The 14516-nt window shown below is 39.3% G+C and carries 11 protein-coding genes; 10 read left to right on the top strand and 1 reads right to left on the bottom strand.

The window, feature by feature from the left end; genetic code table 11:
- Positions 1 to 227: hypothetical protein (locus tag HWV58_RS24280; RefSeq protein ID WP_217706978.1), on the top strand; the 227-nt coding region annotated here is incomplete at its 5' end.
- Here the strand turns inward: HWV58_RS24280 and HWV58_RS10365 are convergent.
- Positions 205 to 1335, bottom strand: a complete 1131-nt coding sequence (locus HWV58_RS10365; RefSeq protein ID WP_175634042.1) for a BamA/TamA family outer membrane protein — start codon at positions 1333 to 1335, stop codon at positions 205 to 207. The genes HWV58_RS24280 and HWV58_RS10365 overlap by 23 nt on opposite strands.
- Before the next feature lie 463 nt (positions 1336 to 1798).
- On the opposite strand from HWV58_RS10365, the gene HWV58_RS10370 reads away from it, so the two are divergent.
- The 9 genes from HWV58_RS10370 (at position 1799) to HWV58_RS10410 (ending at position 14469) form a co-directional block, all read left to right on the top strand.
- Positions 1799 to 2779, top strand: a complete 981-nt coding sequence (locus HWV58_RS10370; protein WP_175634043.1) for a deoxyhypusine synthase family protein — start codon at positions 1799 to 1801, stop codon at positions 2777 to 2779.
- 255 nt (positions 2780 to 3034) lie between these two features.
- Positions 3035 to 4327: a c-type cytochrome gene (locus HWV58_RS10375; protein ID WP_175634044.1), complete on the top strand. Its 1293-nt coding sequence runs from the start codon at positions 3035 to 3037 to the stop codon at positions 4325 to 4327.
- 48 nt (positions 4328 to 4375) lie between these two features.
- Complete coding sequence (locus HWV58_RS10380; RefSeq protein ID WP_175634045.1) at positions 4376 to 7408, top strand: TAT-variant-translocated molybdopterin oxidoreductase; 3033 nt, start codon at positions 4376 to 4378, stop codon at positions 7406 to 7408.
- A gap of 26 nt (positions 7409 to 7434) precedes the next feature.
- The gene (gene nrfD, locus HWV58_RS10385; protein ID WP_175634046.1) at positions 7435 to 8907 is read left to right on the top strand and encodes an NrfD/PsrC family molybdoenzyme membrane anchor subunit; all 1473 of its coding nucleotides are present in this window, start codon (positions 7435 to 7437) and stop codon (positions 8905 to 8907) included.
- A gap of 2 nt (positions 8908 to 8909) precedes the next feature.
- A complete protein-coding gene (locus HWV58_RS10390; RefSeq protein WP_090986764.1) occupies positions 8910 to 9446 on the top strand; it encodes a DUF3341 domain-containing protein in 537 nt (178 codons plus the stop codon).
- Complete coding sequence (locus HWV58_RS10395; RefSeq protein WP_175634047.1) at positions 9418 to 10023, top strand: c-type cytochrome; 606 nt, start codon at positions 9418 to 9420, stop codon at positions 10021 to 10023. Before HWV58_RS10390 ends, HWV58_RS10395 begins: the two co-directional genes overlap by 29 nt.
- A gap of 16 nt (positions 10024 to 10039) precedes the next feature.
- On the top strand, positions 10040 to 11263 hold the full coding sequence (locus HWV58_RS10400; RefSeq protein ID WP_175634048.1) for a quinol:cytochrome C oxidoreductase: 1224 nt from the start codon (positions 10040 to 10042) through the stop codon (positions 11261 to 11263).
- Between the two features lie 69 nt (positions 11264 to 11332).
- Positions 11333 to 12565 carry a cytochrome c oxidase subunit II gene (locus tag HWV58_RS10405; protein WP_175634049.1) on the top strand — a complete coding sequence of 411 codons (1233 nt, stop codon included), beginning with the start codon at positions 11333 to 11335 and terminating at the stop codon, positions 12563 to 12565.
- Positions 12566 to 12681: 116 nt separating this feature from the next.
- Positions 12682 to 14469 carry a cytochrome c oxidase subunit I gene (locus HWV58_RS10410; protein ID WP_235972701.1) on the top strand — a complete coding sequence of 596 codons (1788 nt, stop codon included), beginning with the start codon at positions 12682 to 12684 and terminating at the stop codon, positions 14467 to 14469.
- Positions 14470 to 14516 lie beyond the last annotated feature (47 nt).

Here is a 14516-nt window from a genome sequence, read left to right on the forward strand (position 1 = left end):
GAGGTGGAAAACGAAGTAAATTGTTAGAGCAGCCATTAAAAATGAACTGCCCTAATGAAGCTAGCTTAGAGCTGCCTTGGACTACAAAATTAAAAATTAATTTGGATATCAACACAGAATCTCCGTGGCTCAATATTCATCATGACAAAATAATCCAATTATCCCTTTTCCATCATCCATGTTCCATCATCCATTTTCTATTCTTTAAAATGCTTCTGCTAAACTGATGTAAAACCCGCTTTGGCGTTTTTCATTTGCTAGTTTTTCGCCTATGCCATAATCGAGCCTAACACTCAGGCCTTTTGCCGGATCAAAAAAGTACCGGCCTCCAACACCGTAGTTTGGCTTTAGTCCATCGCCGTTAAATTGCCCATTTGTAAATACTTTACCTGTACCTGCGAATGCTACAATACCAAAACGGTTCATAAAGCGATAGCGGATTTCGGCCTGTGCAGCCATTAAATTTTCGTCGCGGTAACGGCCACTATAATAACCCCGCATCATTTGGTCGTTTCCTAACTGCTGCAATAAATAGAATGGCGTGCCTTTACTTTGTATGGTATAATATATTCCCTGTACACCCAGAACCACTTTAGGGGCTAAACTAAAGAAACCCCGAAGGTCGAGCTTAATCTGTGAGCCATTGAAACTTTCCCCGCCAAAAAAATCTGGTGCATATTGATAGGTTGCCCTCCCAAAAAAACCTTTGGTTGGGTAATTGTTGCTATTGCGGGTATCGTAACTCTGCGATGCTCCGATCCATGCTACCGAACCTCCTTCTTTATCCAAAATCCGTGGATTTGTGGTGAAAATGCCACCAGCTTCCTTATCGATAAAATGGTAATTCTCAAAACCTAATGAAATGCCTGTATAAGCTTTGGGTAAGGTATTCATTTCTGCATCGAAAAGTGTTTTAAAAACCCTTTGATCCAATTTATCCTCGTCTGACTTTTTAGCGTTGTTGCCGATACCGTAAAAATTAAATGGCTGGTTTTTAAAACGGATATCACCAATAAAGTGGTATTTGTTCCCCTTTGTCCAGCTATCGCCCTTAAGCATAAAATTTGCGGTCTTTTTGGTAGAGTAGGTCGTATTCAACGCAAAATTGGAACTGCGGTTTAGCGTATCCTTACGGTCTATATAAAATGAATAAATAGCGCCAACACCAAACTCAAATCCGGTTTCCTGACTATAGCCAAAAGCGGGTAGAGGTAAAAAACTAGCTTTACGTGTAGTATCTTTTTCGTTAGAGAGCATTTTCCTGATCAGTTTCATTTGTGCAAAAGCACTTCCCGAAACGAACGCCAGTAAAATAATTAGATAATATTTTTTCATCGGTGCAAAGAAAAGGAAATTTAGTTATATGTTGGTTAACTGGTTAATTGTTTCACTAGTTCATGGTCATTAGTTCATTGGTGGCTGCAAATCGGTTAACTGGCTCTAAACTCCAACCTCTCAACTCCAAACTGGTTAGTTCACTGGTGCTTGATTATTCTATATATATAAGGTATACCATATAATAGGTATTGCTTTAAAAGATCCTTCGGCTTCGCTCAGGATGACGATCACGAGTGAGATCGGTTAATGAGGACTGAAATTCTAATAAACATAATGTAAGAATTCTTTTGTGCCTTCGTGCCTTTGTGGTAAAAGATAAGGAAGGGATTCGGACGGGGCAGTGATAGGCTATTTATATCAGTCAACAAACGCCAAGCGCAGCCCGCAAAACGCTAAACACATTTACGTTTTAACCTTTCGGCCTAAATACCTATTTTTGCGGCAAACAATACAAAACGAAATGAGCAATACTAGAGGACCAATATCTCAGTTTATGGAGCGCAATTATCTCCATTTTAATGCTGCGGCAATGATGGATGCGGCTAAAGGATACGAAACGCATTTAGACGAGGGTGGCAAAATGATGATCACACTTGCCGGTGCAATGAGTACTGCAGAATTGGGTATTTCGCTTGCAGAGATGATCCGTCAGGATAAAGTGGAGATTATTTCTTGTACAGGTGCCAATTTAGAAGAGGATATTATGAACCTGGTTGCGCATTCTCACTATAAACGTGTACCAAACTACCGCGATTTGAGCCCGCAGGATGAGTGGGACTTATTAGAGAACCACTACAACCGCGTTACCGATACTTGTATTCCGGAAGAAGAAGCTTTCCGTCGTTTACAGAAACACATCCACAAAATCTGGAAGGATGCAGATACAGCTGGCGAAAGATATTTCCCGCATGAGTTCATGTACAAAATGCTGTTAAGCGGCGATTTGGAGCAATACTATGAAATAGACCCTAAAAACTCGTGGATGCTGGCTGCGGCTGAAAAGAATTTACCAATCGTAGTGCCTGGATGGGAAGATTCGACGATGGGTAACATTTTCGCCTCGTACGTAATGAAAAGTGAATTAAAGGCAACTACCATGAAAAGTGGTATTGAATATATGGGCTGGCTTGCCGATTGGTATATTGCCAACAGTGGCGGTAAAGGAATTGGTTTCTTCCAGATTGGTGGAGGTATTGCCGGCGATTTCCCGATTTGCGTAGTACCAATGTTGTATCAGGATATGGAAATGGAAAACATTCCCTTCTGGAGCTACTTCTGCCAGATCTCAGATTCGACCACTTCTTACGGCTCGTATTCGGGCGCAGTGCCGAACGAAAAAATTACCTGGGGTAAACTGGATATTCACACACCTAAATTTATTGTAGAAAGCGACGCAACAATTGTAGCACCATTAATGTTTGCGTGGATATTAAAACAATAATTGCAAGAAATAAATAAACCAAATTGGTTTTTGGTATGCCCATTTGAGATTAGGTATCAAAAATGGGCATTTTTATTGCCTGAATGGCTCAAATCAGCATTTGTTTAGAATGATTATAAATTGTATTTCCAGTCACTATTATGTCATGGGATTTATTAATAAGTTATACTTTTGTTCAAGTTTTGATGGGGCTATCTGGGTTCAAGCATCAATTTCACAACAAAAAGTAAATTAAATAAGTATAAAGTGTTCATTATGAGAGATATCTCGATGATTTTAAAGAATGTTTGGAAGTCGTTATTCGTATTTTCAGCAGTTTCCGTAATAGCGGTTTCTACCGTAAATGCGCAAGATGCTAAAGAGGGAAGAACGCTTTTCAAAGCAAAATGTACGTCGTGCCACGCATTAGATCAGAAAATGGTTGGTCCTGCCTTAACAGGAGTATCGGATCGTCACTCTGAAGAGTTCCTTTTAAAATGGATTCCAAATTCGCAAGGCTTGGTAGCTTCTGGTAACCCTGAGGCTGTTAAACTTTTTAACGATCACGGAAAAGTTCCAATGACATCTTTTCCTGAGTTAGACGAAACAAAAGTAAAAGATATCTTAGCTTACATTAAAGAAGGCGAGCCTAAAGCTGCTAAAGCTGAAGGTGGTGCTGCCGTTAAAGACGAATCTACTTCAGGTTTATCAATTGCAGGTATCGTAGCCATTGTAATTGTAGCTATTGTTATCCTTGTTATTCTAGGTCGCGCATCTAAATTATTAGAGCGTCTGATTCTACAGAAACAAGGTATCGAAATTGAAGAAGATGTGCCATTGAAAGTAGGTGTGCGCAAGATGTTCAAAAACAAGAAATTTGTGATGTTCTTCATCTTGTGTCTAATTATCTGCTTAGGTTCGTTCGGTTGGATGGGCATGTGGGAAACCGGTGTTCACACTGGCTATCAACCAGTTCAGCCAATTAAATTCTCTCACGAGCTGCACGCAGGTATCAATCAGATCGATTGTCAGTACTGCCACTCTGGAGCATTTAAATCTAAAAATGCATCTATTCCATCATTAAACGTTTGTATGAACTGCCACAAAGCGGTACAGGCAAGAGATAAATATGATGGCGAGATTTCTCCTGAGATCAAGAAAATCTACAGTGCTTTAGGTTACGATCCTGAAACACAGAAGTATGACGAGAGCAAATCGAAACCAATGGAGTGGGTACGTGTACACAATCTACCTGATTTTGCTTACTTCAACCACTCTCAACACGTGGTAGTTGCAGAAGATGCAATTCGTAAAGCAAAAGGATTACAGCCAACTGAACCTGTTTGTTTCGCTTGTCACGGTCCGGTTAATACAATGGAAGAAATTTATCAATATTCTCCATTAACCATGAAATGGTGTATTAACTGCCATAAAGAAACAGATATTTCTGGTCAGAAAAACAATGCTTTCTACGCTAAGGTTATTGAAGCGCACGAAAAAATTAAAAAAGGCGAGAAAATTACACCAGCGTTATTGGGTGGTTTAGAGTGTGGTAAGTGCCACTATTAATAGATTAGAGTTTAGTAAGAACGTTCGATAAACAGTAATATAGCTTAAATGGAAAGCAATAAAAAATACTGGAAAGGCTTAGAGGAGTATAACAATACACCGGATTTTGTTAAAAATAACAAAAACGAATTCGCCGAGCCACTTCCAATAGAAGATGTTTTAAATGAAGCAGGGTTAAGTACCGTTACCCCACGCCGCGACTTTTTAAAGGCGTTAGGTTTTGGTTTAGGTGCGGTTACATTAGCTGCCTGCCAAAGTACACCGTTAAAAAAATCAATCCCTTATCTGGTAAAACCTGAAGAGGTTACTCCAGGTATTCCTAACTTTTATACTTCTAGCTTCAATGGCCAGAGTATCTTAGTTAAAACAAGAGAGGGACGCCCAATTAAAATTGAACCGAATCCAAATGCAGGTTTATACAATTGCGGTACCGATGCAAGAGCGCAAGCTTCAGTTTTAGATTTATACGATGTATCTAAACTAAAAGCACCAGCTTTAGTAAAAGGTGGTCAGACTGAAGAAACTACCTGGGCAAAAATCGACAGCTTTGTAAAAGGCGAGTTGGCAAAAGCACAGGCTTCAGGTAAAAAAATCCGTATCGTTGCATCAACAGTAAACAGCCCGTCAACTAACGCAGCTATTGCAACTTTTGTTGCTAAATATCCTGCAGCTAAACTGGTTCAGTACGATGCTGTTTCATATACAGGTATTATTCAGGCTAACCAAAATAGTTTTGGTAAAGCTGTTTTACCAAAGTATAACTTCGATAAAGCCGATTTAATTGTTAGTTTCAGTGCCGATTTCTTAGGTACCTGGATCAGTGGTGAAGAGTTTACTTCTCAGTATACTGCTAACCGTAACTACAAATCGTTAGAAAATAAAAAAATGAGCCGCCACATTCAGTTCGAAGGTGGTATGAGCTTAACCGGTACTAACGCCGATACCCGTGTTCCTGTTAAATTATCAGAAGAAGGCCCTGCATTAATCGCTTTATACAACGCAATTACTGGTCAGGCTTTACCTGGCGGAACATTAGGTAATAATGCTACAGCTGATAAAGTAATTAAATTAGTTGCTAAAGAATTATTACAGAATAAAGGTAAAGGTTTAGTAGTTTGTGGTTCGAACGATGTTTCTACACAAATTTTAGTAAATGCCATTAACGCCGCTATCGGAAGTTACGGTACTACTATCGATTTAGATAACCCTTGCTACTTATATGCTGGTAACGATGCTGAATTTAATGGCTTAGTTGCTGAAATGGGACGTGGCGAAGTTGGTGCAGTTTTATTCTTAAACAGCAACCCGGCTTACGATGCAGCAAATGCAAAAGCATTTACTGATGCTTTAGCTAAAGTTCCGGCAAAAATTTCATTCTCAGACCGTGCTGATGAAACAGCTACGCTTTGCGATGCAATTGCTATTAACCACAACTACTTAGAATCGTGGGGTGATGCGAATGCTTACGAAGGATATTATTCTATCGTTCAGCCAACCATTAACCCGGTTTTCAATAGCCGTCAGGCAGAAGAGAGTTTATTAACCTGGGCTGATGCTCCTGTTAAAGACTACTATCAGTTTGTACGCAGCAACTGGGAAGCTAAAGTATTGCCAGCTGCAGGTTTGAAATGGGAAGAGGTGTTAGAGAAAGGTGTAGTTACAACAGCTGCTAAAGCTGCTGCTGCTTACAGCTTCACTTTATCGTTAGCTGCAGTAGCTACTTCAATTACCAACAGCAGCAAAGCTTTGGCTAAAGAAGTAGAGTTACAGGTTTACGAAAACATCCCGATGCGTGATGGTAAAAATGCAAACAACGCATTCTTACAAGAGTTACCTGATCCGGTTTCTAAAGTAACCTGGGATAACTTTGTTGCCATTGCTCCGAAATTCGCAGAAAAATTAAAAGTTAAAGAATTTGATGTTGTAACTGTAAAAGGTAGCAACGGATATTCGGTAGACCTTCCGGTATTGATCCAACCAGGACAAGCACAAGGAACTGCATCTATCGCATTAGGTTACGGCCGTACCAAAACTGGTAAAGCTGGTAACGATGTAGGTAAAAATGCTTTCCCTTTTGTTTCTTTTGTTAACGGAACAATGCAATATGCTACTTCGGTAACCATTACCCCAACAGGCGGTTACTACGAACTGGCACAAACACAAACCCACCACTCTTTCGAGGGCCGTGCAGTAATTAAAGAAGCTACTTTTAAGGAATACTTAAAAAATGCTGGTGCCGGTAACGAAAAAGGCGAGCACAAAGATTACGATCTTTGGGATCAATACGAAAAACCAGGTAACAACTGGGTTATGGCAATCGATTTGAATGCTTGTACTGGTTGTGGTTCTTGTGTTGTTGCCTGTAACGTAGAAAACAATATTCCGGTTGTAGGCCGTGATGAGGTTCGTCGTCGCCGTGAAATGCACTGGATCCGTATCGACCGTTACTATAGCTATGAAACTAAAGATGGCGATGTAACGAGAGAGAAGGAAATTGCAAAATTAGAAGACTTAGATCACGTTTCAGTTGTTCACCAACCAATGTTGTGCCAACACTGTGATCACGCACCTTGCGAAACTGTATGTCCGGTATTGGCAACAGTACACTCAAGTGATGGTTTAAACCACATGGCTTATAACCGTTGCGTAGGTACACGTTACTGTGCAAACAACTGTCCATACAAAGTACGTCGTTTCAACTGGTTCAACTACTGGAACGATTCTCGTTTCGATAACTATTTAAATAACGAGTTTACCCAATTGGTTTTAAATCCTGATGTAACTACACGTTCAAGAGGGGTTATGGAAAAATGCTCAATGTGTATTCAACGTATACAAGGTGGCAAATTACAAGCTAAACTGGAGAAACGTCCATTAAAAGATGGCGATATTAAAATGGCTTGTCAGGAAGCTTGTTCAGCAAATGCAATCGTATTTGGTGATGCAAACGATCCAAATTCAGAGGTTTCAAAAGCATTGCGTTCTGAGCGTATCTACTACGTATTAGAAGAAATCAATGTGAAACCAGGTATCGGCTACATGACAAAAATTAGAAATACAGATACAACAGTACAAGCGTAAGCTTTAGTATAAAGAAAATACAAATTATGTCAGGACATAACGAATCAATACTTAGAGAACCATTAATTACCGGCGATAATATCACGTATGCAAAAATTACGGACGATATTTTGATGCCAGTAGAAAATAAGCCAAACAAAGCTTGGTGGATTGGTTTCATCGTTGCCTCATTAGGTGCTTTACTTTGGGCAGTAGCTGTAAGTTACACCTTCTGGAACGGTATCGGAGCATGGGGTTTAAATAAAACAGTAGGTTGGGCTTGGGATATCACCGGTTTCGTATGGTGGGTAGGTATTGGTCACGCCGGAACACTAATCTCGGCTGTACTATTACTTTTCCGTCAGAACTGGCGTAACTCAATCAACCGTTCGGCAGAGGCGATGACGATCTTCGCCGTAATCTGTGCCGCAACTTATGTAGTATCGCACATGGGCCGCCCTTGGTTAGCTTATTGGGTTTTACCTTTACCAAACCAGTTTGGTTCACTTTGGGTAAACTTTAACTCACCATTGGTATGGGATATGTTTGCAATCTCAACTTATTTCTCTGTATCATTATTATTCTGGTACACAGGTTTATTACCAGATATTGCAACCATCCGCGACCGTGCAGTGGGTACACGTAGAAAAATCTATTCTATCTTCTCTTTCGGATGGAGTGGAAGTGTTAAAACATGGCAACGTTTCGAAGCGGTGTCGTTAATCTTAGCTGGTATTTCTACACCACTTGTACTTTCGGTACACACGATTGTATCAATGGACTTTGCAACTTCAGTAATTCCGGGATGGCACACTACCATCTTCCCTCCATACTTCGTAGCAGGTGCGATTTTCTCGGGCTTCGCGATGGTGTTAACCTTATTATTGGTTGCCCGTAAAGTATTAGGCTTAGAGAATTACATCACCATGTTCCACATCGAGTCGATGAATAAAATCATCATCTTAACCGGATCAATTGTAGGTGTTGCTTATTTAACTGAGTTCTTCATTGCCTGGTATTCAGGTTCAGAGTATGAGCAGTATGCCTTCATCAACAGATCTACTGGTCCTTACTGGTGGTCGTACTGGATGATGATGACTTGTAACGTAATCTCTCCACAGTTATTATGGTTCAGAAAGATCCGTTTAAGCATTAAAGCTACCTGGATTTTATCAATCGTAGTAAACGTAGGTATGTGGTTCGAGCGTTTCGTAATTATCGTTACTTCATTACACCGCGATTATATTCCATCTAGCTGGGCGATGTTCTATCCAACCTGGGTTGATATCAGTGTATTCGTAGGTTCGATTGGATTATTCTTCACCTTATTCTTATTGTTCTTAAGGGTATTGCCATCAATCGCTATCGCAGAGGTTAAATTATTATTAAAATCTGCAAGTGAGCAAGCTAAAATGAAACAGATTAAAGAAGGGCACGAGAATAAAGAATATGTAGCTGAGTACATAGAGTCTTTAGAAAAATTTGATAGTGTTAAACAAGAAGATTACGCAAAAATATAACAATGAGTGATATCAAATATATTTTAGGCAGCTTTGGCGATCCTGATGAAATGATGCATGGCATCGAAAAACTTCAGGAAAATAACATCAGCATTTATGATGTATATACTCCAATGCCTATACACGGAATAGAAGCCAAATTAGGAATTAAAAGATCTAGAATCGATATCGCGGCATTTTGCTTTGGTATTACCGGTACTTGCTGTGCATTCGCTTTGATTTATTTCTGCGCAGTTATCGATTGGAGAGTAAACATAGGTGGTAAACCATCATTTGCATTGCCGGATTTTATTCCGATAATGTTCGAGCTTACAGTATTATTCTGTGCTTTCGGTATGGTGTTAACTTACTATGCTTCTACACACTTATTTCCAGGAAGAGCACCAAGAGTGATGGATTTACGTGCTACTGACGATCGTTTTGTAATTGCAGTTGATGCAAAAGACAATACAGCTCACACTGTAATTGATGGATTATTAAAAGATGCAGGTGCTTTAGAAATAAAGTATAATGAAAGGAAGTACATTAGCTATGAATAAGAATAAATTTGTTTACACGGCGTTTTTAGCTATCGCTTTTGCAGCTACCTTTTCTGCTTGTAAAGATAAACGCAGTACTGGTTTAGAATATGCCAGAAACATGTATGATCCGATTGCTTACAATCCGGATCAGCCAAACAAGAATTTTAAAGATGGTAAAACGGCACAATTGCCGCCAGCACACACTAAACCTGTTGGTTTTACAGAGTATGATGAGTATCCTAATACCAAAGAAGGATATGAAGCAGCTGGTGTGAGCATGGTTAACCCTTTACCGGTTGATACTGTAAATTTAGCTGAGGGTAAGCATTTGTTCGACGTTTTCTGTAGCCCATGCCATGGAACTAAAGGAGACGGACAAGGACACCTGGTTAAAATTGAGAAATTTAATGGTGTGCCTTCGTACTTCGCAGGAAGTTCATCAAGAGGTGGAGATATGAAAGCGCTTACTGCAGGTAAAATCTACCACACCATTACATACGGTGTAAATAATATGGGCTCGCATGCTTCACAAATCTCACCAACCGATCGTTGGAAAGTAGTGATGTATGTTCAGGAATTACAAAAACAACAATAAGTAAAGCAGAATATAAATGGGAACTCACAATATTAATTTTAGTGAACAGTTTGAGTTTACAGGAAAAGTAAAAACCTTAAGTATAGTTGGTATCCTTATCGGTGCTGCAGCTGTAGCCTTTGGTTTCTTAGCCGGCGATAAAGTGATGCACGAGCGTACTTTTGCCAACCTGTTGCTTATGGCATATTACTTTGCATGCGTTTGTATGTCGGGTACATTTTTCCTAGCTGTTCAATATGTAGCGCAGGCAGGATGGTCTGCATCTATTTTACGTGTACCACAGGCTATGGCAAAAACTTTGCCTATAGCAGCTGTAATACTTGTTGTAGTTATTACTGCAGGTTTATTTACACATAACTTATACCACCACTGGAACGCTGAAGGATTAACCGATCCGAACAGCCCGCATTACGATTCGATCATTGCAGGTAAATCAGTATTCCTTAACGTACCTTTCTTTTTAGGTCGTCAGGTAATCTTCTTAGGTGTTTACAGCATTTTCTCGATGCTTTTTGTTAAGCTTTCTTACAACGAAGATTTAGCAGGTGGTTTAAACTCTTACAGAAAAAGCTTCAAAAACGCTTGTATCTTCCTGGTTATCTACGGATTTACAACGCCGGTTTTTGCTTTCGATACCGTGATGTCGTTAGAGGCGCACTGGTTCTCAACCATGTTCGGTTGGTATAACTTTGCAGCCATGTGGGTAAGCAGTTTAGCAACTATTGCCATCATTCTGATCTTATTAAGAAGAGCTGGTTACATGCAATGGGTTAACAATAGCCACTTACACAACTTAGGTCAGTTTATTTTTGGTTTCTCTATCTTCTGGACTTACGTATGGTTTGCTCAGTTCTTATTGATCTACTATGCAAACATGCCTGAGGAGACTGTATATTTCTTCAAACGCTTCGAATATTACAAGTTCTGGTTTTTCTTAAACCTTGCTATGAACTTTTTAGCGCCAGTGTTATTGTTAATGGATAGAGATAACAAAAGAACCGACGCCAAATTATTATTCGTTTCTATCGTGGTATTATTAGGTCACTGGGTAGATTACTACCAAATGATTATGCCAGGTGCAGTAGAAGATGGCCACAACGGTTTCGGAATTGTTGAAATCGGAACTGCAGTAGGTTTCGTAGGATTGTTTACCTTTACCGTTTTATCGGCATTGAGTAAAAAACCTTTGATTGCAAAAAATCACCCATTATTACAAGAAAGTTTGCATCATCAACTGTAATGATGATAAGATAGAGCAAATATTTAGTTATTATTATAATTAGCAGTACAGCGTACTACTTTTAAGAAAATGAGTTTAAGAAAGTTTATAACGAATAAAACGACCGCAGCTTTAGCAGTATTACTTACTGTTTTTGCAAACACTAGCGTATTTGCGCAAGATGCAGCAGCAGGTGCTGCCGCGGCACCTAAGGTTGATATGGGCGAGGTTTATAAATCGGTAATATTTTATATACTGATTTTCCTTGCCGTATGTTTATTCATTGCAATTATCGGTAAATCGATAAGGGTATATGAATTAAGCCGCGAAGCACAAGGTAAACCTGTAGGCATTAATTGGAACAGGGTACATGCAAGTTTATTTGCCTTGTTTTTAGTGTTAGGTTTATACGGTGTATATTGGGAATATACAGTGCACGGTGCAATGTTACTTCCTGATGCAGCATCAGAACATGGTAAGAAAATAGATGAGATGTTCAATTTAACATTGATCATCACCACAATTGTGTTTGTAGTAACACACATCTTATTATTCGGATTTTCTTATATCTACAAATATTCTGCAAAAAGAAAAGCTTACTACTACCCACATAACAATACAATCGAAAAAATCTGGACAATTGTTCCGGCTTTAGTATTAACGGTATTGGTGTTAATGGGTTTCTTAACCTGGAGATCAATTTTCTACAAAGTTGAAGATCCAAACAACAAACCATTACAAATTGAAGTAACTTCAGAGCAGTTTAAATGGTCTATCCGTTACCCTGGAGCTGATGGTGTTGTAGGTGCTAAAAACTACAAATTAACTACAGCTGCTAATCCACTGGGTATCGATTTCAAAGATCTTAACTCTCGTGACGATGAGATGGCTGACGAAATGGTTATTCCGGTTGGAAAACCAATTAAGTTAATCTTAACCAGTAAAGATGTAATTCACAGTTTTTACATGCCGCATTTCAGGGTTCAGTTAAACACTGTACCAGGTATGAAAACTTACTTTGAGTTTACGCCTACAAAAACAACTGCAGAGATGCAGCAAGAAACAAACGATCCTAACTTTAAGTACCTTTTCTTCTGTGCCAAAATCTGTGGTTCTGGTCACTACAACATGCAAAAAGTGGTACGTGTAGTTTCTGAGGCTGACTACAAAACCTGGATAGCAGAACAGAAAACATACTTAAACGATGATTTAAGAAAACAATTTAATTTGCCAGTGGCACCTGCACCTGTAAAAGCAGTAGCAGATTCAGCAGCTACAGATTCAGCAGCTGTTAAAACTAACCAAATGGCTTTAAATAAATAATATTAAGCAGGAGCGAACGAATTATGTCAACAATAGCATTACACGACGAACACAATCACGATCACGCTGATCATGGGCATCATAAAGAGACTTTGATTTCAAAGTACATCTTTAGTATGGATCATAAAATGATTGCCAAGCAATTTTTAATTACCGGTATCATTATGGCGGTAATAGCAATGGGCTTATCTATTTTATTCCGTATCCAATTGGCCTGGCCAGATAAAAGTTTCCCTTTCTTAGAAACATTTTTAGGTAAATGGGCTGAAGGCGGTCGTATTAAATCTGATTTTTATCTGGCACTGGTTACCATTCACGGTACCATTATGGTATTCTTTGTACTAACAGCCGGATTGAGCGGTACATTCAGTAACTTATTAATTCCCTTGCAGATTGGTGCACGAGATATGGCTTCGCCATTCTTAAACATGCTTTCATACTGGTTCTTCTTTATGGCCTGTGTGATCATGATGTCATCATTCTTTATTCAAACCGGCCCTGCATCTGGTGGTTGGACTGTTTATCCGCCATTATCTGTAGTAGCTAAGGCTATGCCAGGTTCGGGCTTGGGTATGACATTGTGGTTAATCAGTATGGTACTTTTCGTTGCTTCATCATTAATGGGTGGTATCAACTATGTAAGTACAATCTTAAACATGCGTACTAAAGGTATGGATCTTTGGAAAATGCCTTTACCTATCTGGGCATTCTTCTTAACTGCTATCTTGGGCATTTTATCATTCCCTGTATTGGTTGCGGGTGTGGTATTAATGATTTTCGACCGTAGTTTCGGAACAAGTTTCTACTTATCTGATATCGTATTAGGTACTGATATTTTACCAAACGAAGGTGGTTCGCCAATTTTATGGCAACACTTATTCTGGTTCTTAGGTCACCCTGAGGTATATATCGTAATCATGCCAGCTTTGGGTATTTCATCTGAAGTAATCTCAGTAAACTCACGTAAACCGATCTTCGGTTACCATGCGATGGTTTATTCATTGATCGGTATTACTGTATTGTCGTTCATCGTATGGGGTCACCACATGTTTGTTACCGGTATGAACCCGTTATTGGGTGGTGTATTTATGATCACTACTTTAATTATTGCGGTACCATCGGCAGTAAAAACATTTAACTACCTGGCTACTTTATGGCGTGGTAACATCCGTTTCACCCCGGCCATGTTATTCGCTATTGGTTTAGTTTCATTCTTTATCTCTGGTGGTTTAACCGGTATCTTCTTAGGTAACGCATCTTTAGATATTAACTTACACGATACTTACTTTGTAGTTGCCCACTTCCACCTGGTAATGGGATCAGCAGCAATTTTTGGTATGCTTGCAGGTGTTTATCACTGGTTCCCTAAAATGTTCGGTAAAATGATGAACGCGAAACTAGGATATTTACACTTCTGGTTAACTTTCATCGCGGCATATTTGGTATTCTTCCCGCTTCACTTCTTAGGTTTAGATGGTGTACCACGTCGTTACTATGCATTTACTGAGTTCGAGTTTATGAAAAAATGGTTAACTGTAAACGTATTTGTTACCTGGGCTGCTATTATGGCTGCATTGGCACAAGTTGCGTTCTTATTTAACTTCTTCTACTCGATCTTTAAAGGTAAAGTTTCTCCTCAAAACCCTTGGGAAGCCAATACATTAGAGTGGACTGCACCAGTAGAACACTTACATGGTAACTGGCCAGGAGAAATTCCAACTGTTTACAGATGGCCTTACGATTACAGCAAGCCAGGACATGATGCAGATTTCATTCCGCAAACTGTACCTTTCTCTCAAACCATGAGTTCTAACTTGCCTCACGATTTTGAAGGAAATGCTGAAGCAGAAAAAATTCAACAAGAATGGGAATTAGCCAATCCAGTTGAAGCAAATAAGGGCTAGTTTAAAGCTTTAAATAAAATTTAGAAGGGGTATCTGATTAAGTTTCT

The organism is Pedobacter ghigonis (assembly GCF_903166585.1).
GTDB lineage: Bacteria > Bacteroidota > Bacteroidia > Sphingobacteriales > Sphingobacteriaceae > Pedobacter > Pedobacter ghigonis.

Excerpts from the sequence above, each read along its gene's own strand:
- nrfD (WP_175634046.1), top strand. The coding sequence starts at position 7,435 with ATGTCAGGACATAACGAATCAATACTTAGAGAACCATTAATTACCGGC.
- HWV58_RS10405 (WP_175634049.1), top strand. The coding sequence starts at position 11,333 with ATGAGTTTAAGAAAGTTTATAACGAATAAAACGACCGCAGCTTTAGCA.
- HWV58_RS10410 (WP_235972701.1), top strand. The coding sequence starts at position 12,682 with ATGGATCATAAAATGATTGCCAAGCAATTTTTAATTACCGGTATCATT.
- HWV58_RS10370 (WP_175634043.1), top strand. The coding sequence starts at position 1,799 with ATGAGCAATACTAGAGGACCAATATCTCAGTTTATGGAGCGCAATTAT.
- HWV58_RS10365 (WP_175634042.1), bottom strand. The coding sequence starts at position 1,335 with ATGAAAAAATATTATCTAATTATTTTACTGGCGTTCGTTTCGGGAAGT.
- HWV58_RS10400 (WP_175634048.1), top strand. The coding sequence starts at position 10,040 with ATGGGAACTCACAATATTAATTTTAGTGAACAGTTTGAGTTTACAGGA.
- HWV58_RS10380 (WP_175634045.1), top strand. The coding sequence starts at position 4,376 with ATGGAAAGCAATAAAAAATACTGGAAAGGCTTAGAGGAGTATAACAAT.
- HWV58_RS10395 (WP_175634047.1), top strand. The coding sequence starts at position 9,418 with ATGAAAGGAAGTACATTAGCTATGAATAAGAATAAATTTGTTTACACG.
- HWV58_RS10390 (WP_090986764.1), top strand. The coding sequence starts at position 8,910 with ATGAGTGATATCAAATATATTTTAGGCAGCTTTGGCGATCCTGATGAA.
- HWV58_RS10375 (WP_175634044.1), top strand. The coding sequence starts at position 3,035 with ATGAGAGATATCTCGATGATTTTAAAGAATGTTTGGAAGTCGTTATTC.